Raw genomic sequence first — 24836 nt, forward strand, 5'->3', positions numbered from 1 at the left:
AAAGGAACACGAGCCTCGCACTGCGAGAAAAATCGACGACCCCATGGATGACCCGGTTGGCGGGCTGGGGCGCAAACGTGCGCGCCGATTGCGTGCTCCGTGAGCCCGAAACCGAAGCGCAGGTCTCCGCATGGATCGATCGCGAGGGGACCATCGCACGCGGGCTCGGGCGCAGCTATGGTGATGCCGCCCTCAACGGTGGCGGGCGCGTGATCGGAACGACGAGGCTCAATCGCTACATCGCATTCGACGATGCCACCGGCACGTTGGAGTGCGAAGCCGGCGTGAGCTTGGAGCACATCCTGCGGCACTTCGCCCCGCGGGGTTGGTTCCCGATGATCACGCCCGGGACGAAGTTCGTCACGGTGGGCGGCTGCATCGCGAACGATGTGCACGGAAAGGCTCACCACGCGCAGGGCAGCTTCAGCAACTGCGTCGACCGGATGACGATTCTGCTCGCGAGCGGCGAGATCGTCGCGGCCAGCCGCACCGAGAATCCGGACCTTTTTTGGGGCACCTTCGGCGGCATGGGCTTGCTAGGCATCATCCTTACGGCAACCCTCCGACTGACGAAGATCGAGACGACGTACTTTCGCCAGAAGGCCATTCGGGTCAACGACCTCGAGGCCATGATGGCCGCCCTCGATGAACACGATCACACCTTTCCCTATTCGGTCGCGTCGCTCGACGTCTTTGCGACGGGTGCCCGACTGGGGCGCGGTGTGCTCGTCGTCGGAGATCACGCGACCCGAGACGATCTGCCGTCGCGTTTCGCATCGGACCCGCTACGTGTTTCGGGCTCGCCGCGGTTGACCGTCCCCTTCGAGTTGCCATCGTTCACCCTCAATCGCCTGAGCATTCGACTCGTCAACGCGGTCGTCCAGCAGATCCAGGCCCACGCATCGACGATTGCCCACTACGAGGGATTCGTCTATCCGCTCGACAAGTTGGCCCATTGGAACCGCGGATATGGCCCCACGGGCTTTACGCAGTATCAATTCGTCATCCCGTTCACCGATGGTCTGCAGCGCATGCGGGACATCTTGACGGCGATCCTTTCCTCGGGCGCGCTACCGTTTCTCAATGTTCTCAAGCGCCTCGGAAAGGAGAGCGGCGGCGTGCTCTCGTTCCCGCAAGAAGGCTATACGTTCGCCATCGATTTTCCGATTCGAAGGAACACGCCGGCCCTGCTGAAGCGCCTGGATGCGATGGTGCTCGATGCCGGAGGCCGCGTTTACCTCGGCAAGGACTCGTTCCTCGACGCCGCCACGTTCCGCGCCATGTACCCGAATATGGATCGATGGCTCGAACTGAAAGCGAAATACGATCCGGATGGCGTGTTTACTTCGGATCTCGGACGGCGCATCGGCCTCGTCGCGCCCTCCCGCCACGGTCACGGCGGCGCGCGTTCATGAATCCGGCGATGCCATCCAGGAGGAGAGCAGGGCGTGCGCCACACGGAGGTCGCGGGTACCGTGACCTTCCGTGAAGGTTGACAGAACCGAAGCAAGAAGCCCCTTTGCCTTGGACGTGTTCCCTTGGCCGGCGAGCAAACGACCATAGCTGCACGCAAGTCGCAATTCCCAACTCCGGGCATGCTGGGCGCGCGCGATTTCGAGGCCACGCTCGAAGACCCGGGCAGCATGATCGGCATTCTCCGGGCCCATGGCGAGCAATATTTCGCCCTTCACGCGGAAATGCTCCGGATCGCAATAGTGTTCGTCTCGCCGTTCCGAGATCTCCATCGCTCGATGGATCGAAAGCATGGCCTCGTCGAGTGCGCCCATTTGTAGCTGTCCCTGGGCAAGCACGGAAAGATAGCGCGTGAAAGCGAGATTCGCGCCCATCGATGCTCGACGGGCCAAGGCGGCTTGTAGCTCGTCGACCCCCTGACGCTCACCGCACTCGATTTGCGTGCACGCTCGCACGACCGCGGCGCCGGTACGGAGAAAATGGAGGCCGTACTCGTCGCACAGGTGCAAGACTTCCTCGAGAAGACTTCGCGCCTCGGAGTATTCACCGCGTTCATCGTGCAACGTGGAGAGCAGGAGCAACCGTATCGTGAGGCTGGTCGGATGATCGTACTTGCGCGCGATACGCACCGATTCTTGCGAATGGTAAATCGATTGGTCCGGCTCGCCCAACAGCCACAAGATGCAACCAAGGTACATGTGCAAAATGGCGCCGACGTCGGCGCCCATATGGACACGAATCGCTCCTTGCGCCTGCGCCTCGTAGAGCCGTATCCCCGCCTCCGCGTCGTCGCGAGCCGCCGTGAGGTCGCCGCAGGAGAGAGCGGTCGAAACCGTCGCCGTGTATGCGGCGAGGATCATGCCCTGATGCCCGGTTTTCTCGGCAAGGGCGATCAGTTTGGCGGCCAAATCGCGACCGGTGCGATGCTCGCCCCGAACGTGGTTCAACTGCTGAAAGGACAACAGCGCCCAGAATGCGTGTTCGTCGCCGTCATACCTCTCGGCGAGCTCGAGAATCCGCGAAAGGGTCTCCCTCGTGCGGTCCGACTCGAGTCCATCCTCGGCGAGGTACACGCCCGCCAGCTGGGCCTTCAGCAAAAGCTCGCGCCGGTCGCGTGCCGACGTCGGTGGAAGCAGATCGAGTTGCGCCGTCGCGCGGGCATAGTGGGTGAGCGCGTCGGTGTTCGCCGACCTTTGCATGGCTTGTTTCGCAGCCTTCTCGAAGTACACGCAAGCCTCCTCGGGGCGCTTCGCCTCGGCGAAATGCCTGGCCGCGATTTCCGGGTTTTGCTCGGCAATTCGAGAAAATTGCGAAACCAGCACTTCGGCCGCTCGCCGGTGCAGCTCCTGCCGCTCTTGGTTGACCAGGGATTGGTACGCGGCTTCTTGCACGAGGGCGTGCTTGAACCTGCAGGTCGCACGCGATACCGGCCCGATGGGGCGAAAGATCCCCGTCTCGACGAGCTGGAGAAGACCTATCCGGAGTGATTCCTCGGACAGAGGCCACATGGCCCGAACCAAATCGTAATTCATCTCACGCCCCAGCACGGAGGCAACCCGCGCCAACTCCCGTCCGGGCTCGGGCAAGGTATCCAGGCGGGCGCGCAAGAGTGCCTCCAGGGTCGCAGGCACCGCGCCGACCCACGACGACGGTTCATTTCCGCCCTTCTGGAGCGCGTCCACCACGCTGTAGGTGAGTTCCTCGAGGAAGAGTGGGACGCCGTCGGCGCGCTGTACGACTTGCTCCACGATCGCCGCGGGCAGATGGCGCCCGCGACCGGCGAAGCCGACCATGGCAGCGCTCTCGCTCGGCGAAAGTCGATGCGGAGCCAAGTGATGCAGGAGCGAGGAACGCGCCCAGAGCGGCTGAAACTCGGGGCGCGCCGTCACCAGCACCATGGCCCGCACCCCCGCGAGCCCCGATAGCCAGCGCTCCAGCAAATCGAGCGTAATGGAATCAGCCCAGTGCGCGTCCTCGACCACGAGCAGCAAGGGCTCCTGCTCGGCCAGCCGCTGGAACAAGCCGACGACGGCTTCGAGCATCTGGTGCTTGAGCAGATTCGCGCTTTGCGACATCGGCAGGGCGGCCGCATCTTGCATGGGAAGCCCCAGGAGGGCCGCTTTCTCGAGCGGAGAGGCATTCGGATCCAACCCCATCGAGTGTTCCAGCCCTTCGAGGATGGGCTGCAGTGGGCTGCTCTGGGAGTGGGGCCAGCATTGGCACCGCACCAACCTGTGTTCCTCCGTCGCCAAACCCTCGAGATGCTGCTCGAGCAAGCGCGACTTACCGATTCCCGCTTCGCCCACGATGAATACGCATTGGCCTTTGCCGCTGGCCGCGGAGCCCCAGAGGCTGCGCAGTTGATCGAGCTCGGACGTGCGCCCCACCAGCGGCGTGACGTTGCCGGCTGCAATCGGGTTGAAGCGGATCCGGTTCTCCTTTCGCCGCAACAAGCGATACCAAGGTCGTGGCGCCATGCCATCGTTGGCGGCCACCTCGTCGAGCTGCGCAAGCTCGAAGGCGCCCTGCACGAGCATCTGCGTTGCCCGTTCCGTGAGAATCTCGTTCGCCTGGGCATGGCGTTCGAGCGATTGCGCGACGTCCAGCACCTCGCCCTGCATCCTCGGGGGCGCCGCATCTGGGTCCACGGTCAGCGGAATGCAGGGACCTGTCGCGACCCCCACGCAGGCGCCCCGCGCGTGTTCGTTTCCGTCGGGCCGAAAGGCATCGACGATCAGCAACGCTGCACGCAGCGCGCGCTGGGCGCTGTCTTCGTGGGCTTTGGGAAAGCCGAAGCACGCCACGACCTGTCGGCCCAAGGAGAACAAGATCGTGCCCTCCAACTGGCGCACGATCGTGGCACACGCCTCGAAGAATTCGCCCACCGAGTCGTCGAGGACCTCCGTCGACGTCGCGTGCGAAAGGGAGCAAGCCATGACGGTTATCTGACGCCGCTCGGCATTCGCCGTGAGCCTGGGCGTTCGTCGCCGCGGAAAGCTCGACGTCCCCGCGGCCGTCATGCTGCTGGATTGTCCGCGCAGGGCGTGCACGAGCAACACCTCCAACGCGACCAATGCGTCCAGCAGGTCGTCTGCGCTGCCGAATCGCGCATCCTTCTCCTTCTCGAGCGCACGCGTTGCAATTCGTTCCGCATCCTCGGGCAGCTCCGGCCGCGCCCCGCGCAGCGACGGCGAAGGGTCCGACGAGAGCACGGTGTTGCGCAACTCCGTGAGGTGATTGCCGGCGAACGGCGAAACGCCCGTGAGCAATTCGAAGAACATCACCCCCGCGGCCCAGATGTCCGTCCGGCCATCTTGAACCTGGCCACGCCATTGTTCGGGCGACATGTACTGGGGCGTCCCGAGGAAATGCGCGCCGGCAACGTCGCTCCCCGCGGTCATTTGCGCGACACCAAAGTCGAGAATCTTTGCCGTTCCGTCCCTCGTGATGAAGACATTGCTCGGCTTCAAGTCGCGATGCACGATTCCGGCCCGGTGCGCGTGCGACAATCCCTTCGCCACGTCGATCATGAGTCGAACCGCGCGCCGGACATCGATGACCGCGTCATTCGTCTCGCGGGTGCGGGACATGATGACGTCGAGGGGATGGCCCTCCAGGTGCTCCATCACGAGAAAGGGGTGCCCGTCGTCTTGCCCGATGTCGAACATGCGGACGATGTTCTCGTGGTTCAAACGCGCGCACGCCTGCGCCTCGTGCTGAACGCGCTCCAAGGCCTCGGCCGTGTTCAGGTCCTTGCGCGTGAGAAACTTGATCGCCACCTTTCGATCGAGAACGGTGTCCTGCGCGACGAACACGACCCCCATACCGCCGGTGCCCAGGGGCTCGATCAGCTCGAATCGGGTTTGGGTCATTCCGCCGAGCCTTCGTCCGGGCTTCAGGCCCGTGGTCTCCATTCTCGTGGGCTTGAGCGGGTCGCTGCGAGGCCGGTCCGACGCCTGACGAGCACCGTCCGTCAGCGTCCCAACTGCACTCTCCGGCGCGGCGGGCGTACCTAGGTTCTGTTTCGTCCTCGTCCTCATCGGTGGCCCGTAGAATGCCACGTCGCATTCACGATGCCTGCGCTGACGACACCAATTCGGCGATAACGACGATGCTCGACCCACATCGAATCGATGTACTTGGACAACTTGCGCCAATGGATGACCGTCGACATCCCGCCACGACGCTGTCGCTTTATTCCGCGCACGGTGACGGAAAAGCGTCGGTGGCGCCAATCTCCATGCGGAGAGCCTATGAACCGCCAACAATTCACGCTCTGGGGACTCCTGGTACTGGTGTTCGCGCTCATCGTGGGGGTCGCGTGCAACGACCCTGCACCGGAAACGCCCATACCCGACGGGGGCGGCGACGACGCAGGCACGGTGGACTCCGGCTCGACGCACGATGGGGGCGAGGGCGACACCGGGACGGCGGACGCGGGTTCCGATGCCGGAGACCCGAGCCCCGAGCCGGCTTGCAAGGGCATCGAGCTTCGGGAAGACGGGGGACTGGAGATCGATATCAAGACCGTTCACGTCACCGGCACCGTGACCCTCCGGGGCAAGCCGTTGCCCGCCTCCCGGCGCGGCCAGTTGGTGTTTCGTGATCCATTGACGAGCGCGTCGTACTACATGCCTGTCACGTCGACATTCGCCATTACGCTCGCCGCGGGGATTTACGACATTTCGTATGATCCGGGACCTAACACGGTAGAGGGACCCGACTTCCCGAGCGCGTTCGGCGTGCTTCAGCGGGGCGTCGCACTCCTCCAAGATGGCCCGCACGAGCTGCACATCGATATCCCGATGGTCACCATTTCGGGAACGGTGACACTGAATGGAAAACCTCTGCCCTCGGGTGGCTTTCGCCCTCAAATTTTCGTGGGCGGTATCGACTTTATTCCCGAGGCCAACGGCGCGTTTCACGTGACGATGATTCCGGGAGTCTACGACGTCACGATGCGCCCCCATGCTTGTTCGCCTTCGACTCCATCGAACCCCTATCCGTGCTTCGCGACCACGCTGCGAAGCGGTGTGCCGCTCATGCAGGATGGTCGATTGGAGATCGACATTCCCACGGTGCGCATTACTGGCAACATCACGCTGAACGGGCAACCCCTCCCCGACTCGGAGAGCGATCGCGGCGGCGTGATGTTCGGAGACTTCCTACCCCATAATTATGCGCTTCGCCTTCCGACGAAGGGTGCCGCGAGCCTCGACATTGCGGTGGTTCCCGGAACGTATTCAATCGATTATCTACCCGAGCTCACCTATCCGGCCCCCTGCAACGGCACGGCCTATACGCCCATGCCGTGCGCTCCCACGCGCATCGCGGAGAATGTCACATTCGACAAGGACCGAAGGATCGACATCGACATCCGTGCGGTCCATCTCAAAATTCAGGCCACGCTCAACGGGGCGCCCCTGCCGGACGCGGAAGACGCAGGATATCTGTTTTTGAAAGGCGCAGCGGGCAGCAGCAGCCAGTTGCTCATGCCCATGGGCGGCCCAAGGTCATTCACCCTGACCGTTTCGCCCGGAACCTATGCGATTCGCTATTTCCCGAAGGTGCTCTCGGATCGTTTGCCTCTTCCACGGGCGGGCGGCGCGGTGGTCCCGCAGCTCGAGATCACCGGCGATCGGGACTTGATCGTGAACATCCCCACGGTGCAGCTCACCACCCGATTGACCTTGAGGGGACAGAACCTTCCCCCGAACCGACAGTACAGCGGCAGACTCATGTGGTCTCTTCACGACGGGGGTTTTACCACCGCAGGACTCGATCCGTCGGGGGGGCCCATTTCGATCTCGGAGACTCTGCTGCCCGGCATCTATTCGATCTCGATCTCGGGGCTCGGCACATGCGACGGCCCGACGCCGCCGGCCGTCCCCTGCATGTCCGGCTTGCTGGGGCACGTTCCGGTCATCGAAAATACGACGGTCGATCTCGATATGAAACCCGTCAGCATTTCGGCCAACGTCACGCTCAACGGCAAACCGATGCCCGATGGAGATCCGAATTTCAATCGAGGCTCGTTGATGTTCGACTCCACCACCTCGGATACGACGGGAGCCTCGTCGCTCCTCTCTCCGAAGGGGCCTCAGACCAAAGGCTTGACGATCTTGCCGGACTCGTACCGCATCTCGTACGATTCGTCCCAGCCGGAACCGCCAGGCTGCGGGGGAACCGCCAACCCATGCAACTGTGGCGGCGATTCTTTCGTCGCTTGCAATTACGGCGTGGTGCTCGGATGCGAAGAAGAGGCACGGCGCGACCCCCGAAGGGGTGTCCGCCGTGCCGCCAAATGAAGTTGTCAACTTGGTCGCAAGCCGGGGAGTCGAACCCCGCGGGCCTCATCGGCACCCTTACGAGCCCCGGTCCCCCGGGCGCGCCTGCGATGCTCGATGACATTGCACGAAGCAGGCCGCCTCGGAATGTGCCGTCGATCGAACCGGTGAACACGAGCGGGACGCCAGCAGCACCGTGCAGACCGCGAGGAATTCGTATGTAGGCGCATCATTTGCGCTGCCTCGAGCTCGCATCCTTGCGGCCGCCGAACTCGTGGTCGCGCAACATGCCATGGTGACACCTGCCGGTACGAGCAACGTTCGCCCACCGCGCGGCGTTTTGCGCACCCGCCGTGCGCACCGTGCGTCGCTGCGCGACATCATGCCGCAGGGCGTTCAGGTTCGGGATCTGACACGAAGAAGCTCTTGGAGGCCTTTCCATGCCCTACGAGCACGGCGGATCCCATGCGTTTCCAAACCTCCCGGGTCTCTTGGACTCCGTCGGCAATACGCCCGTCGTCCGGCTCGACAACCTCACGATGTGTGGAGAAGGGCGACTGGTCGCAAAACTCGAATCGGCGAATCCCGGTGGCAGCGTCAAGGACCGGGCGGCGTGGCACATCATCCGCGATGCCGAAGAACGCGGGCTGATTCGACGTGGGGCGACGATCATCGAGTCGTCGTCCGGAAACTTCGGCATTGCCTTGGCCATGATTGGTGCCTCGCGGGGCTACCGGGTGATCGCCATCGTCGATCCCAAGATCAGCGCCGTGAACCGCAGCCTGTTCGCGGCCTTCGGGGCCGAGGTCATCGTGGTCGACGAAAAAGACGATAGCGGCTCGTACCACAAGACCCGCATCGCCTACGCGAACCGACTGCACCGCGAGATCCCCGGCTCGTTCCGCCCCGACCAATGTTTCAATCCGCTCAATGGCGAAGCGCACTATCAGTCGACCGCCCGGGAGTTGCTGGCAGCCATGGGTTCGCGCCTCTCCGCCGTCGTGTGCACGGTCAGCACCGGCGGGCAGCTCGGCGGCATTTCCAGGTACCTGCGGCGCTTCGCCCCCCACGTGAAGGTGGTGGGTGTCGACGTGCGAGGCTCCACCGTGTTCGGTGGCGAGGCTCATGGCTACCTCACGCCTGGTGTCGGACTGAGCTGGACGCCCGACAACCTCGACGACCTTTCCGCCGTCGACGAAGTCTATCTGCTCTCCGACGAAGACGTCTTCGTGTCGTGCCGCACCTTGGTGCGTGCCGAAGGGGTGCTGGCGGGTGTCTCCACGGGCGCCGCACTCTTGGTCGCCTGCCGTCTGGCGATGAAGGCGAGCGCGCGAGAACACATTGCCTTCCTTGCTACCGACCGTGGGGAGCGCTACCTGCAAACGGCGTTCGACGAGCGATGGCTCCTCGAACACGGGATGAGCACCGACACCTCGCTCGATGGGCTGCGTCGCCGCGCGGCCTCGCTCACGCCTTTCTCGACGAACCCCAAGGTGGATTGCGCAAATTACCGCCGTGAGCTGGCCGAGCAGCTCGATTCGCCGACGGCGCGGCGAACCTTGCGAAGGGCGGGATGAGCGGTGTTCGGGGTCTTGCGCCATCGCGACTTTCGTCTCGCCTGGATGGGATACACGGCTTCGGCCGCGGCCACCGGGATGCTGCCCACCTTCTTGACCCTGCACGTGCTCCACACGCAGGGCGCGCTGACCGCCGTGGGGTTGGTGCTGGGCTCCACCACGGCGGGTTTTCTCGTGGGAGCTCTGTTCGGTGGGCTCCTGGTCGATCGCATTCCGCGACGCTGGGCGCTGGTGGCGTCCAGCGCCCTCCGAGGCTGTGCGCTTCTCGCGGTGGTTCCCGCGTTCGATTCGGCACTATGGCTCGCCTGCGCGTGCGCCGCGCTCGCGGGAACGGGCGAAGGCGTCTACCGCAGCGCCTATCAAGCCACCGTCGCCCATGTCGTGCCGGAGCCCGAGCGCCAACAGGCCAACGCCGCGACGGCACTGAGCATGCGCATCTGCCTGACCGGTGTGCCCACCGCCGCCGTGCTGCTTTATGGCCGATGCGGAGGTCGCGCATCGTTTCGACTTGCCGCCGCGTTGTGGCTCCTTTCCGCCGGCGCGGCGATTCTGCTCCGACCTGCCCGGACCGACGCGACCAAGAACGCCATTACCCCGCCACGACGAAGTTTGTTTGCCGATTACAAAGAAGGATTTGCCGAGGCCCTGCGCCATCGGTGGTTTCTCACGGGCCTCGGTGCGCTGGTGGTGTGGCTTGCCTGCGGGGAGGCCGCGAGCAAGCTGATGTTGCCCAAAGTCAGCCAAGAACACTTTGGCGGCGATCTCATGATGGGTATCGCTCCCGGCGTCTATTCGGCGGGGGCCGTCGCCGGCGCGCTCCTTCTCGCGCGCTGGACACCGCGGCATCCAGGCACCTTGGCGTTCGCGGGATTGAGCCTCTTCGGGCTGGTGCCCCTCTCGCTGTGGGTCGGGGATCGCGCGTGGCTGATTGTCGCGGCCTATGCCCTTGGCGGAATGGGGATCGAATTGTTCAATATTCCCTGGTTTACCGCCTTGCAGCGCGAGGTACCGGCGGAAAAGCTCGGACGGATATCGGCGCTCGATTTCTTGGTCTCGTATGGCTTGGCGCCCGTGGGGCTGGCCGGGCTTCCCTACCTGTTTCTGTGGCTGGGTGAAAAACCGGTGTTGGTGGGGTGCGGCTTGGCCGTAATGCTCGCCGCAGGCCTTTCGCTCTTGGTTCCAGGAACGGCGCGGCTCTCCGATCCGGAACGTGATGCTAACGCCACGAGTCGCGAAGGCGAGATGCTTTCCCGAGCCAGACAGTCGCCCCTGCCGCCGTGAAGTGCTTCTGGGCCAAGGCGAGAAGCGCGCAGGCGCCCGCGCGGTGGCCCGACGCTCGGCGCTCTGCAAGACTCAACAAGGCAATGCCGTGCTGGAGGACGTTGTCCGATGCATCGGCCAGATCGCGCGCCGCCTCGAGCTCGCGATCGCCGGCCGCGCCGGGAAGGACGGCGGCGAGTGCACGCCGAGCCAGAATCTCATCGAAGGGATTCGCGCGCTCCGGGCCGGTCGCCCGTGCGAGCGCACGTTCCGCGGCCTCTCGGGCGGCGTCGGAATGGTCCTGCATCCGCTCCAATCGGGACATGTAGATCCATGCGAGCGTCTCCATCCGAAAATCGCGCGCGTGCGCCGCCGTAATGGCCTTGGAGAGCGCCTCGCGGGCGGCATCGTACTCTTTGCGGAGCACCAAGAGACAACCGCGGTACACAGCGACGTAGAGTTTGAGCCACTCGTCGCCGGGCATTACGTTTTCGCTGATTTGCGCGCCACGTTGCACGATGGCGGCGGCCAGCTCGGTCTCACGCCGCTCCAAATAGTAAACCGGCGTGTAGATGGCCAGGTTGCGTTCGGGGAGCGGGGGACTGCCCACCCGCCGCATCCAGTCGTTCATCTCGGCATGGTACGGCTCGAATTGGGACGCATCCCCGATGAACGATGCGCGCACCACCAGCGAAAACAGATGATAAATGCGAATCTCCGGAATACCGAAATCGGTCGCAATCTCCATCCCGTCCGAGGTCGAGCGCGGGTCGAGCGCTCGCCCCATGAGGCCCAAGTTGAGATTCAAGAAATAGCTACCAATCCCCAGGGCCCACAAAAGCCGTTCCGGCGCCACCGCCTTCTCCGCGCGAAACGCACGAAGCACGGTCAAGTACTCCAACATTTCTTCGACGATGCCGACGAAATGCCCGGTGTGGACGGTCAGCCCTCCCTTGGTGATGAAGGCTCCGGCCCGAAGCGGTGAATCTTTGCCATTCTCCGAGCCGGCGAGGTCCAGCGCTTTTTGAAACTCCGCCTTGCGCCCCATGACCGCCAGCGCCAGGCATTGCAAAATTCGATACTCGGATCGCTTGAGGAAAGCTTCTTCCGCGCTCATGTTCGCATGAACCAGAATTTCCCGGAGCACCCTCTTCGGCTCGGTGCGCATCTGCATGCGAACGATCTCGCCCCCCGCCTCGAGGTCCAGGGTGCTCTCCCAATACGCGAAAAGCTTTCCTGCGAAATGGAACGACGCCGGGGTGTTGCAGTTGTACCCGACTTCGATGAGCTTTCCCCAAGCGGGCACTTGGAGTGCGATTCGATTTGGATAATGGGTATGCTTCTCGAGAAGTGCCTCGGCCTCGATGAGGATTCGATATCCTTCGAGCATACCGCTGTTGGCCAGAAGATGCTGCGACGCGAACAACAACGGCTTGATGGCACGCGCGGGCTCGAGCGAGCGCGCGAAGTGATAGCCCACCGCGCGGGCGCCTTCCGGGGTGCTGCCCCCCATGAGATCGAGGTACTCGGCAATCCGCCCGTGGTGCACGCGGCGCTCGAGCGCCGGCGTGGCGGCGTAAATCGTCTCGTGGATCGTGTCGTGCGTAAAGTGGTACGTCCCGCCTGCGTATTGCAGAAACTGACGCTCCACCGCCTCCTCCAAAGAGAGAAAGAGCTTTTCTTCACTCAGCTCCACGGTTGCGCGCAGAAGCGTCATATCGAGCACACGCCCCGCGGGCGCGGTTCGCCGCAGAAACTCGAGTTGGACCTGCGACAGGGTCGAAAGACGCAGGCGAATCACTTCCCCGATGCTATTCGGCAGCGCAATGGTGCCCAGATCGGCATGGGCGTGCCATTGGCCCCCGGGCCGGCTCAGTGCACCTTGCTCGACCAGTGCGCGCAAGCACTCGGTGGCGAAGAAGACATTTCCGCGGGTCGCGGTGTGCAGATTGTCGATGAACGCCGTGGGGACGTCGAAGCCGGGCAGGGCCAACGAGACCAATTCGCGCAGGTGCTCGTGCGACAGGGGACGGAGGTTCAAGATCTCGGCAGCGCCCGCGAAAACCGTGCGATAGAGCGGTGACAGGCGGCTTATCTCGTCGGACCGAAGGGTCCCGCACACCAGCCCGCGCGTGCCGTGGAGTGCGTGAACGATGACGTTCAAATGTTCGATCGTGGCATCGTCGGCCCAATGCAGATCCTCGAAGGAAAGGACGAAGCGCCGCACCTTGGCCAACTCGGTGAGCCACAGAGAAAGCGCTTCGAACACGATCAGCTTCGCCTCGGCCGGCGCCCGCGCGAAGCCTTCGGTGCTCGCGTATTCGGGCGTGAGCAGCGGTGCAAGCGGCTCGCGAACGCGCGCGAGGATCTCCGCCGGCGTGATCGGCACCAGCAGCCGCAAGGCTTGCTTCAACGGGGTCAGCGGGGCGAGGCCTTCGGCGTGGCATTGCCCGAGGGCGACCGTCACATCGGAAAGCTGGGCGTGAAGCTCGAGCTCGGACAAGAGGCGCGACTTGCCCGTGCCTGCGGGGGCGGCAATGAACACCGCACGGGCCTCACCCCGTGCGGCCCCCTGCAACGCATCGACCAAGCGTGCGGACTCGTGCTTGCGCCCGACGACGGTGGGCACATGGAGATAGCTTGCACGGGAGCCGAGCGGCTCCTCGAACGACACCCGGTCGTTGGCCTCGGCGAGGGCGACCATCAGCGCATTCGCCGTGAGAAATCGTTGCCCAGGATCTTTGTCCAGCAGACGCAGGAGAATCCGTTCCAAGTGCGGATCGATCGACGGCACGATCGAGGACGGTGCAGGCGGCTCCTGGTCCCGGTGCGCGCGCAGGAGCTCGGTGACATTCGTCCCATGGAAGGGGTACTGCCCGGTGACCGCGAAGAACCCGAGCACGCCGAGGGAGTAAAGATCAGCCCGGCCATCGATGGCACTTCCGACCAGCCACTCGGGGGCGATGTACGCGGCCGTTCCCCAGAGGCGTCCCCCGGTGGGGATTCCGAGTTGGTGCATCAGGCCGAAGTCCATCAATTTGATGTCGCCGGTCGGGAGCATGCGAATATTGTCGGCCTTGATATCGCAGTGCACGAAGAGCCGCGCGTGGATGAACGCGAGGACCTGCGCAATCCGCATCAGCAGATCGAACGCTTCGCTGGAATCGAGAGGCCGCTCGCGCACGCGGGCGTTGACGTCGACCCCTTCGAAACTCTCCATCGTGATGTACCGATTGCCCGATGGGAGGACACCGCAGTCGTAGACTTTGGGTGTCGAGGGGTGCCGCAGCCTCTTCATCGCGAAGAATTCGCGGCGAAACATCAGCGCGCTCTCCTGGACGCCGTCGCGGTTGAAACTTGGAAACACCTCGATTTCCTTGAGCGCAACGCGCTGCCCTTCCACGGCATCGAGGGCGAGCCAGACTCGAGAGGTTCCGCCGATCCCCAGGAGCTTTTCGACGTGGTACCGACCGTCCACGACGTCCTCCGGCTCCAGGAACGTGGGGGTCGGGCCACCTCGAGGGCGTATCGTGCTGCGCGAGATCAGCGTCTCGGTGCGCACCATGGCGGGATCGATCACCGCGCTATTCTAACATCGGCCCATCGAGTTCGCCCGCGCGTGCGCGGATGGATTGTCAGGCAACCTCGCGTGGCCTCGAATCGATTCAAGACTCCGATCCAAAATGGCAATCAATCCCGGATACGCCAAATTGAAATATTGAATCACCCATTCGGACGAAGCGCCGTTTCGCCACGGCGTCTGCCAAGCGAACGAGGCACGCCATCGCGTGGCAAACCGCCACGGCCTCCACAGCGCTTGAGTCCAATGGTTTGCGCCTCGGGAACACGCGCCAGGTTGCTTGAGCCAATTGCGCAGGTAGTCTAAAGAAATACCAATGGCCAAGGGGGTCCTAGGGCGTGGGGAGCTCGCGCCCAGTACGGTTTTCGCCGACCGATTCATGCTGGACCGTGTTGCCGGCAGCGGGGGAATGGGCGTGGTCTACCGTGCGCGTGACCGCAAGCGCGATGGCGCCACGGTCGCGCTCAAAGTGCTGCATCTGTTCGATGGGCATCGCTATTTTCAAGAACGATTCGCGCGTGAAGCGTACATGCTCTCGGAGCTTCGCCATCCCGGCATCGTCGCGTACATCGACCATGGGATCACACCGCAGGGGCAGCCTTTCCTCGTCATGGAATGGCTCGACGGCGAGGACCTCGGCGATTACCTCCATCACCACAGCCTGACGCTGGGGGAAACGGTCAAGCTGTTCTGCGGGGTGGCCGACGCGCTCTCGGCCGCGCACCGTCGCGGATTCGTTCATCGGGACCTCAAGCCGGAAAACATCTTTCTCCGGGACGGAAGCACGGATTCGCCGACCTTGCTCGACTTCGGGGCGGCGCGGCTGGTGGCGTCCGACCTGACGGCCGCAGGCATCGCCGTCGGAACACCTCTTTATATGGCGCCGGAGCAAGCGCGCGGCGCACGCGACGTCGGCCCCAGTGTCGATGTGTTCGCGCTCGGATGCGTGATGTACAAGTGCCTGACGGGACGCACCCCCGTGGCGAATGGGCACCCCACGGTCGTCCTCGCCAGCATTCTCCTCAATGATTTTCCGCCCCTGCGGACGCTCCGTCCGGCCACGCCGGAAAAGGTGGAGCTCTTGCTCGAGCGCATGCTCGCCAAGGAGCCGTCGCGGCGGCCAAAGGACGCGCACGCGCTGCTCGAGGAGTTGCTCGCGCTGGGGTCTCTGTTGGACGAGCCGGCGCCACGAAGGTCGCGGTCGGGATCGCAGCCGATGCCGCTCGTCGATGAATTGCAGTTGGTGAGCGTCATCTTCGTGGTCGAAGAGCGGTCGGCCGATGCCCCTGGGCTGCCCGACGAATCCGACGAGTCCGGCGTGCCCAGCCAGCGCTCGCAGCGACGGGCCCTCGGCGATACCGTCCACACGCTCTTCGGTGCGCGGGTGGAGGTTCTGCGCGACGGCTCCATGGTCGCGACCCTCGCCCAAACCGAGCACATGACCGCCACCGATCAAGCGGTCCAAGCCGCGCGCTGCGCGCTCTTTCTCCGCGAGCAGCTCGGTGCCCCCCCTCCCAGCCGGCGCATTCTCATCACGACCGGCCGAAGCAAGGTCGTGGGCAAATACGTGCCCAGCGTGGAGATGTTCGATTGCGCCAGCACGCTGCTCAATCGGTCGAGTGGCCCTCTGCAAATCGACTTGGACGATAGCCTCATCGATATCCGGCTCGACGAGATCACCGCGCTTCTTCTCGATGCGCGATTCGAAATGAGGCAAACGGATTCCGGGACCTTCGTCTTGGACTCGGAACTCACCACCGACGAGGCGCGCCCGCTCCTCGGCAAACCGACTCCGTGCGTGGGCCGCGATCGGGAGCTCACCCAGCTCCAATTGCTTCTCGACGAATGCTGCGAAGATTCGGTGGCGCGCGTCGCCGTGGTCATCGCGCCGCCGGGAATCGGCAAGTCGCGCCTGCGTCAGGAGTTCGTGCGCTATGCGCGGCGCAACCAAGCCACCGGCGTCTGGTTCGGGCGGACCGATCCAACGCGGGCGGGAACACCGTACGGTCTGCTCGCCGACACCCTTTGGCGCCTCATCGAGATGCGCGAGGGCGAAGAGCTGCCGGTGCAGCAAACCAAGCTCCGCGCGCGGGCTTGGCGCCACGTGCCCGCCCACGAAGCGGAGTTCGTGACCGAGTTCCTGGCCGAGCTTTGCAGGGTCCCCTTCCCTTCGGACAAAAGCCCGACCCTCCGGCTCGCGCGCTCCGATCCGCGCACCATGGTTGCGCAGGTCACCGCCGCGTTCGTCTCTTTTCTGAAGGCCGAGTGCGATGTCCATCCCGTGCTGATCGTCCTCGAAGATCTGCATTGGGGCGACGGCCTCACCATGCGCGTCATCGACGCGGCCTTACGCGATTGCCGGGACAAGCCGGTCATGGTTCTCGCGCTGGCCAGGCCGGAGGTGGACGACCGCTATCCGAAATTCTGGAACGAGCGCAAACGGCAGGATCTCTACCTCGACGGATTGAGCAAGCGCGCAAGTGTGGAGCTCATCACGCGGGTCCTCGGGCCGGACGTTTCCCAACAGCTCGTTACGCGCATTGCCGAACAGGCGGCGGGCAATGCCCTCTTCTTGGAGGAGTTGATTCGCTTCGTCGCGGAGAGGGGATCCGACGAGATGCCCGACACCGTGCTGGCCATGCTCCAGGCTCGGTTGCAGCGCCTGACCCCCGAATTGCGGAGGGTCCTCCGGGCGGCCAGCGTGTACGGCACCACGTTTTGGCGGGGTGGTGTCCTTGCGTTGCTCGGCACCGATCGGGTCTCCGCGTCCAACATCGATGAATGGCTGGACGAGTTGCTCCAGCGCGAGCTCATCACGCAGAGCAACACGAGCCGCCTGCTCGGCGATACCGAATATGCCTTCCGCCACGCCCTGGTGCGTGAGGCCGCGCACAGCCTGCTGACCAACGAAGACCGCGAGGCGGGGCATCGCAGTGCGGCCGCGTTTCTCGAATCGATGGGCGAACGAGAGCCCCACGTGCTGGCCGAGCATTACGCGCTCGCCAATGAAATGGGCCAAGCGGCGGGTCTTTACGCCCTCGCGGCGGGCAAGGCCCTCGACTACGTGAACCTCCGGGAGGCCATCCAGCTCGCGCAGCGCGGAATCGCGTGTGGTCCGCAGGGCGCGCTTTTGGGCATTCTCCTCGGCACCCAGGCGCGCGCGCTCATGTGGGAGTGCGACTACGTGAAGGCCTACGAGTGCGTCCACGAAGCGCTCACTTTGTTGCGCCGCGGCAGCGCCCCCTGGTGCCACGCCGTGGGAACGATGATCGCAGCGGTGGGGGCCCCGCTCAATCGATACGAGGAGATGCTCTTCTGGGGTAACACCCTGCGTGCCATGGATCCCGAGCCCGGCACGGCCGGTCTTTACGTGGAGTCGCTGCGCCTCGTGACGGCCATGCTGACATTTCTCGGGCGGCGGGCGCAGGTCCAAACCTACTTGGCCCGGATCGACGACGTAACCGGCACGACCGACAACGTCTTGGTCCGAGGTCTGCGCGAGTATTCGCACGCCCACGTGGCCTGGTTCCTTTCCCGCGATCCCTGGGCGGCATCGCTCGCCGCCGCCCGCGCGGAGGACCTGCTCGAAATGGCGAACTCCCGGCGCAGCGTCACCTTCGCGCGAATCTACCGAGGAGCCTCGCTCGCGCACTTGGGAAGCGTCGACACCCGAGAACCACAATTCCGAGCCGCCCTCGAGGATGCTCTGCAAGACGGCGATCGATGGACGAGCGGCGTGGCCACGACGATGTTGGCCATGACCCTGGTCGACAAAGAGACCCCCGAAGCCATCCACGAAGCCGAGCCCATGGTTCGAAGCTTCGTGGCCGATCATCACGCCGGCGATCAGGACCTCAAGGGATTCGCCAACGCCATCCTCGCGCAAATTCTGCTCGACCGCGGTGAGGTCGAGTCGGCGGAGCGGCACATTTTGAAGGCACTTGGCATGCTGACGTACCTCGTCGTGGCCCACCCTTACGCCGATGCTGCGCGGGTGAAGATCTTGCTGCGCGCCGAAAAGGTCGCCGAAGCCTGCGCGTACGCCGATGGGGCATTGGCGCGTCTGGAGCAGCGCGGCGGCGGTGGCTTTCACGAGGTGCGCCTTCGGTTCGCCGCATTCGAGGCCTACGACAAGGCCGGCGACCCTGCCGCCGCCCAGCTCCTCGAGAAAACGATCCAGCAGATTGCCATCCGCGCCGCAGCCATCGACGATCGCGACGCGCGAACGCGGTTTCTCACGAGAAACGCCATCAACCGACGCGTACTCGAGGTCGCGAGAAAGCGCTTCTCGAGGGGCAACTTCGATTCGTTGTCGGGCTATATTTGATATCGCCGCTCGGGGCTCGCATCTGCCGATTCCAAAAGATCGTGCCCGTGCCCGTGCCCGAAGACGAACACGTGCACGACCGCGAGCACGAGCACGAGCACGAGCACGAGCACGAGCGAGTCTGCCCTCCAGCGCCATCATTTCGGTACAGTCTGTACCAGATATGTACCATCCGGAAACGTGACCCGGCGAGCACGGCTCAGCGCACTCGCACCACAGACGATCGCGCGCGCACGGTATTTTTCTCGGGGATCCGTAACGCTCGGGGCCAGCCCATGGAGGGTTCGGCACATTCGCGATTCGCGATTCGCGATTCGCGATTCGCGAATTGCGAATTGCGAATGCCGCGCCCCCCCTTTCGCCCCCGACTGCCGCAGCGGGCCGCCCACGAAACAGTCGGTAGAGACCGTTGCGCAGACGAACAAATGAGGGCGGTGCTCGATTACGGAAGGAGCGTATCGAGGAAGGCGTTGGCGAAAATCCGATTTGGGTCGTAGGCGTCGAGGATGGCCACCGCGGTGTCCCAATCGTCCCCCTGGGATTGTCCCGCTCGGAAAGAGTCGGGGATGAAGCGCGTGAGCGCGGTCCTATCGGCCCAACCCGACGCAGGGGTGAAGCCCCATCCTTTGGGCCAATTCGGCCGGACGGTGGCGTAGTTGCCCGAATAGTTCGCCCATATCCATCGTTCCATCTCCGCGTAGAACGCGTCGGCATGGGGCATGGCCGGGAGGCTCTGCATATCGAACCAGATGCACGTGTCCCACTCCGGATGATCGGGGCGCGGGCGGCTGCTCGACAAAAGGGGCGGTTGCGCCCCGGGCATTTGAACTTCGGATACGTGGTCGAGCCCCGTCACGCGGACTTCGAGTGGGCCGGCCATGGGAAATTGGCCCTTTGCTTGATAAGCAGCAATCCGCCGTCGGTATTCCTCGTACAACTCCCAAACGACCCGCTGCGTATTGTTTCGTGACGTGACAACGGCATATCCGGCGGCACCGACCCGCAACGTGGTCGGCTTGACGTAGAGCATCACGTCCTTCGACCATCCCCAGACGTCCCGCGCACCAGTAAAGGCCAATCCGGTCGCGGCCAGCACCATGAAGAGATTCATGAGGAGCGGCGTGAGCGCGGCATTGCCCGCGTTGATCGCCTCGAGAAAATTCGATGCTCGTTCATCGAGCGCATTGGCAAAGGGGTAATTGTACGGCGACCGCACTTCGCGCGACATCGAGGGCTTGTCCGGCGCCAGCGACCAGACCTTGATCCAGGGAGTGGCGGTGAACGGAAACCAGATGACCTCGACCCGACCCGACTGCTCCACCAGCCCCGCAAGCGAATGCGGCCCCGCCGACGCCGGCGGCGCAAACACGGTACCGATTGGAATATCGTACCAGCTCTCGCAGCGAACCCGCGCGTTGCTCGCCACCTGCAACGTCACGTCGGTGACGAAGGTGCGACCGAGATGGACCAGAAAGGCGCGGATGTCCGGATGATCGCGCCGGAAGGTGCGCAACACGTAGAGCTTCTGCGCGTCGTCCCAAACGACCGCGGTGAGCGACAGGATCGCATTCGAGAGCGATCCATGGCTCTGGCCCGCGACGGGAGACTCGCCGCGCCCACGAACCGACGCGCCGTGGGCGCCCACGGCCAGCACACCGCCCACGGTGAGATCACCGGCCGACGGGATGGCCGCGAAACCCAGCCCGCGCGCCTCGAGCTGTTCGAGCAATCGGTCCATCGTGGTTCCCGCGCCCACCGTCACCGTCTTGCCCGCACCGGCCGTGTCCACGCGGACGTGCGTGAGGTGCGCGGTCGTATCGACGAGGAGCGTCTTCGACACGTCCGCGCGGTTCGGGAGGAGGAGCGGAGACCAATTGTGCGCCATTCCCTTGGCACGGAGGCGGTACCCGTTTTGGTAAGCCCAATTGGCGACGGTCACGACATCGGCCGCATCCGTTGGGGCGCAGGTCCACACCCCGTCGACGAAGATCTGGCCCGACCAATTTTGATAGGCTTGCTGATAAAGTGAAATGGCTGGCGGAAAGCCCGGGGGCGCCGGAAGCGTGGACCCCGCGCTGGCCACGGGAATGCGAAACCGCGGGGCCCATCCGAAGAGGCCCGCGGTCACACCCGCGCTTGCCGAGAGAAAACGCCTTCGAGACTCAGACTTCATGTCTCGCCCCCACATCGGAGTTTTGCATCGAACTCGAGCTTCGTCGACGCGCCGCACGCGCCAACTCCCATCGATGCGAGGCTTGACGGTAGGTAGGTCAACCCAAGTGGCGAGCTCCACGTCGCATGCGTTTCGCGTGCTACCATCACGTCGCGTCCACGCCGTGTAAGCTGGAATTGCCGTCGCCATGAGCCATCCGGAATTCGCTCCGAAAATGGTCTTCGCGGATCGGTTCACGGTTGAGAGCGTGGCCGGCCGAGGAGCCATGGGCGTGGTCTACCGCGCGCGTGATGAACGGCGCGACGGTGCAAAGGTCGCGCTCAAAGTGCTTCGCACGCCGGGGCAGCGTCAGCCATTTCGGGAGCGATTTTCACGCGAGGCGTACATGCTGTCGGAGCTCCGGCATCCGGGCATCGTCGCGTACATCGATCACGGCGTGACCCCCGAAGGCGATCCCTTCCTCGCGATGGAGTGGCTCGAAGGGGAAGACCTCGGACAACGCCTCGACCACGGCGGTCTCACGTTGGTCGAGACCGTGCATCTGTTCCGTGCCGCGGCGGATGCCCTTTCCGCCGCGCACCGGCGCGGGTTCGTGCACCGCGACCTCAAACCCGAAAACATCTTTCTCCGCGATGGGCGTCCCGAGGTCCCCATCCTGCTCGACTTTGGGGTGGGGCGGCTTCCGGCGTCGGACCTGACGGCGGCGGGCGTCGCCGTGGGGACGCCGCTGTACATGGCCCCCGAGCAGGCGCGCGGCGATCAAGACATCGGGCCCAGCGCCGATGTCTTCGCGCTGGGGTGCGTGATGTACAAGTGCCTCATCGGGCGAACGCCCTTTCCCGACGAAGGGCACCCCACCGTCGTGCTGGCGCGCATCCTGCGCGGCGATGTTCCGCAACTGCGCACCCTCCGGCCGAGCATGCCGGAGACGCTGGACCACCTCCTCCAGCGAATGCTCGCCAAGGAGCCCGCGCGGCGCCCCAAGGATGCCCATGCACTCCTCGAGGAGCTGAACGCACTGGGATCGTTTTCAGATGAACCGGCGCCCGAGAAAATCACCCAGGTCGCCATCCCGCTTTCCATCGAGCAGCAGCTGGTCAGCGTCATCTTGGTGGTCCAGGAGGAGCTGCTGCAAGAACTGCAAGAGCTCCCAGAGGACACGGCCCGACGGCTCTTGAGGATGCGGCGTCAGGGCCTTGCCTCCGCGCTCCGAGGTCGCTTCGACGCGTGCGTCGAGGTCATGCGCGACGGGTCGATGATCGTGACCTTGGCGCAAACCGAGCGCATGACCGCGACCGATCAGGCCGCGCAGGCTGCGCGATGCGCCCTCTTTCTCCGCGAGAACCTCGCTTCGCCCGAGGCGTCGTCGCTGGGCGGCGGCGAGCGCATCGCGATCACCACGGGCCGGGGCATCGTTTCGGAAGAGCACCTCCCGAACGGGGAGGTCTTCGATCGCGCCAACGGGCTGCTCCATCGCTCGACGACGAAGGCGCTGACCTCCCGCGACAGCTCGCCCGGCATTCTGGTCGACGACATGACCGCGCACCTGCTGGATTCGCGCTTTCAATTGAGGCACACGGACTCCGGCGTCTTCGTCTTGGACTCCGAGCTCGACATCGACGAGGCGCGCCCGCTGCTCGGCAAGCCGACCCCGTGCGTCGGCCGCGAGCGCGAATTGACGGCGCTGCAGCTGCTTCTCGATGACTGCTGCGAGGAATCCGTGGCGCGCCTCGCCGTGGTGATCGCCGCCCCCGGGATCGGCAAATCGCGCTTGCGCCACGAGTTCCTGCGCCGCGTTCACCACAACAACGTGCACGGGGTCGACGTCTGGTTCGGCCGCGGCGATCCGACGCGCGCGGGAGCGCCCTACGACCTGCTCACCAATGCCTTGCGACGCCTCATCGACGTGCGCGAGGGCGAGGATCTCGCGGAGCAGCAACGCAAACTCGGTGAGCGCGTGCGACGGCATGTGCCACCCGACGAAGCGGCGTTCGTGACGGAATTTCTAGGCGAGCTTTGCGGTATTCCCTTCGCCTCGGAAACGAGCCCGAAGCTCATGCTCGCACGCGCCGATCCGCGCGCGATGGTGTCGCAGATCCTGGGCGCCTTCGTGGCGTTCGTGCGCGCGGAATGCGATGCCCATCCGGTGCTGATCGTCCTCGAAGATCTGCATTGGAGCGACGCGCTCACCGTGCGCGTGATCGATGCATCGCTCCGCGACTGCCATGACAAGCGCGTGATGGTTCTGGCGCTGGCCAGACCCGAGGTCAAAGAGCTGTATCCGAAACTCTGGACCGAGCGAAAGCGTCGGGACTTCGTGCTCGATGGGTTGAGCAAGCGCGCCAGCGAACAGCTCGTCCGCCGAACCCTCGAGGCCGACGTCGCCCCGGAGACCGTGGCGAGGATCGTCGAGCAGGCGGCGGGCAACGCGCTCTTTCTCGAGGAGTTGATCCGCTTCGTTTCGGAGGGCCCCTCCGACAGCATGCCGGATACCGTCCTGGCGATGCTCCAGGCGAGGCTGCAGCGCCTCGAGCCCGAAGTGCGACGGGTGCTCCGCGCCGCGAGCGTCTACGGGGCCACGTTCTGGCGCGGCGGCGTTCTCGCCTTGCTCGGCGAGTCGGTTTCGATGGCCAGCCTCGACGAGCGCCTCGAGGAACTGGTCCATCGCGAGCTCATCACCCAGAACAGCACGACCCGGCTGCTGAGCGACATCGAATATGCCTTTCGCCACGCCCTGGTGCGCGAGGCGGCCCACGGCCTGTTGACCGACGAGGACCGTGAGGCAGGGCATCGCGCGGCGGCCGCGTTTCTCCAATCCATGGGCGAACGCGATCCCTCCGTTTTGGCCGAACACCATGCGCTCGGCCACGAGATGGAGCAAGCGGCCACGCTTTACGCGCGCGCGGCCCGGAAGGCGGCCGACTTTGCCAATCTGCGGGAGGCGACCCAGCTCGCGGAGCGAGGCATCGCGTGCGGTGCCACGGGTGAACTCCTGGCCACGCTCCACAATGCCCAGGGACGCGCGCTCCTGTTCGAGTGCGATTTCGCGAAGGCGTACGCCTGCGTCTCCGAAGCGCTCCCGTTGCTGCGCCGGGGGAGCGATGACTGGTGCTACGCCGTGGGAACCATGCTCGGGGCCGCCCCCACCCAAGGCCGCTACGACGACGTGATCCTCTGGGGCGATACCCTTCGGACGACGGATCCCGAACTCGCAGCCCTCGGGGTCTACTTCGAAGCGCTGTGCGTTCTGGTCGCCATGATGACCTGGATGGGGCATCCCGCGGAGGTCCAGACCTACTTGGCCCGCATCGACGAGATGAGCGCCATGACCGACAACGTCTTTGCCCGCGCCGTGTCGGACTACACGCGCGCGCACGCGAGCTGGTACCTTTCCCGCGATCCCTGGTCCGTCTCGACGGCCGCCGCACGTGCCGAAACGACGTTCGCGCCGATCGGCTATCGGCGACTTCTCTCGCATACGCGCGCCTATGGCGGGGCGTCGCTCGCCCATATGGGTAGCCTCGACGCCGGCGAGGAAATGCTCCGAAGTGCACGCGCCGATGCGCTCGTGGACGGCGATCGGATCACCACCGGCATCGCCACCACCGAGCTGGCGATGGCCCTGGTCGACAGGGAAGACGAGGGCGCACGCGATGAGGCCGAGCAGCTGCTTCGAAGCTACGTGTGCGACGACCAGGCGGGCGACGAAGGCCTGCGCGGTCAGGGCCACTCCGTCCTTGCGCAGATCCTCCTCGAACGCGGTGACTTCGAGGCCGCGGAACGACAGGCCCGCCGCGCGCTCTCGCTGATGACCCTCTTCATCGTCGTTCGTCCGTACGCCGATGCGGCACTGGTGACGATCCTGCTGCGCAGCGGCCGACTCGCCGAAGCGCGCGCGCACGCGGACGTGGCGTTGGCCCACCTCGATCAGCTCGGCGGTGGTGGCTTTGCCGAAGTCCGACTCCGCTTCGCGGCGTTCGAAGCGTACGCCGCCTCGGGCGACGACGCCGGGGCCAACCAACTTCTCCAAGGCGCCGTCGAACAGGTGCGGATCCGCGCCGACGCCATCGCCGATCCGACGGTGCGGATGGGCTACCTCACGAAGAACGCCACCAGCCGGCGCGTGCTCGAAGAGGCATCCAAACGCCTCGAATCGTGA

The 24836-nt window shown here is 64.7% G+C and carries 9 protein-coding genes; 6 read left to right on the forward strand and 3 right to left on the reverse strand.

The genetic code is table 11. From position 1 onward, the window contains the following. Nucleotides 1-47: 47 nt before the first annotated feature. The gene (locus LVJ94_33925; GenBank protein ID WXB01903.1) at nt 48-1415 is read left to right on the forward strand and encodes an FAD-binding oxidoreductase; all 1368 of its coding nucleotides are present in this window, start codon (nt 48-50) and stop codon (nt 1413-1415) included. On the opposite strand, the gene LVJ94_33930 is transcribed toward LVJ94_33925, so the two are convergent. Then, entirely contained in the window at nt 1410-5345 is a 3936-nt protein-coding gene (locus LVJ94_33930; protein ID WXB01904.1) for a protein kinase, read from the reverse strand. The two genes, LVJ94_33925 and LVJ94_33930, sit on opposite strands and share 6 nt — an antisense overlap. Before the next feature lie 381 nt (nt 5346-5726). Here LVJ94_33930 and LVJ94_33935 point away from each other — a divergent pair, with 381 nt between their 5' ends. The 3 genes from LVJ94_33935 to LVJ94_33945 all read left to right on the forward strand — a co-directional run bounded on the left by LVJ94_33935 (nt 5727) and on the right by LVJ94_33945 (nt 10618). After that, nucleotides 5727-7781 (forward strand): hypothetical protein, encoded by a 2055-nt coding sequence (locus LVJ94_33935; GenBank protein ID WXB01905.1) that lies wholly within the window; start codon nt 5727-5729, stop codon nt 7779-7781. Between the two features lie 419 nt (nt 7782-8200). Next, complete coding sequence (locus tag LVJ94_33940; protein WXB01906.1) at nt 8201-9337, forward strand: cysteine synthase family protein; 1137 nt, start codon at nt 8201-8203, stop codon at nt 9335-9337. Between the two features lie 3 nt (nt 9338-9340). Further along, the gene (locus LVJ94_33945; protein WXB01907.1) at nt 9341-10618 is read left to right on the forward strand and encodes an MFS transporter; all 1278 of its coding nucleotides are present in this window, start codon (nt 9341-9343) and stop codon (nt 10616-10618) included. Here the strand turns inward: LVJ94_33945 and LVJ94_33950 are convergent. Continuing rightward, nucleotides 10554-14177, reverse strand: coding sequence for a protein kinase (locus tag LVJ94_33950; GenBank protein WXB01908.1), 3624 nt, complete (start codon nt 14175-14177; stop codon nt 10554-10556). The genes LVJ94_33945 and LVJ94_33950 overlap by 65 nt on opposite strands. A gap of 316 nt (nt 14178-14493) precedes the next feature. Here LVJ94_33950 and LVJ94_33955 point away from each other — a divergent pair, with 316 nt between their 5' ends. Then, nucleotides 14494-18504, forward strand: a complete 4011-nt coding sequence (locus LVJ94_33955) for a protein kinase (protein ID WXB01909.1) — start codon at nt 14494-14496, stop codon at nt 18502-18504. A gap of 442 nt (nt 18505-18946) precedes the next feature. Here LVJ94_33955 and LVJ94_33960 read toward each other — a convergent pair whose 3' ends face one another. Further along, nucleotides 18947-20677: an FAD-binding protein gene (locus LVJ94_33960; protein WXB01910.1), complete on the reverse strand. Its 1731-nt coding sequence runs from the start codon at nt 20675-20677 to the stop codon at nt 18947-18949. Between the two features lie 187 nt (nt 20678-20864). Between LVJ94_33960 and LVJ94_33965 the strand changes: the two genes are divergently transcribed. Next, entirely contained in the window at nt 20865-24836 is a 3972-nt protein-coding gene (locus LVJ94_33965) for a protein kinase (GenBank protein WXB01911.1), read from the forward strand.

This window comes from Sorangiineae bacterium MSr11367, from assembly GCA_037157805.1.
Lineage (GTDB): Bacteria > Myxococcota_A > Polyangia > Polyangiales > Polyangiaceae > Pendulispora > Pendulispora rubella.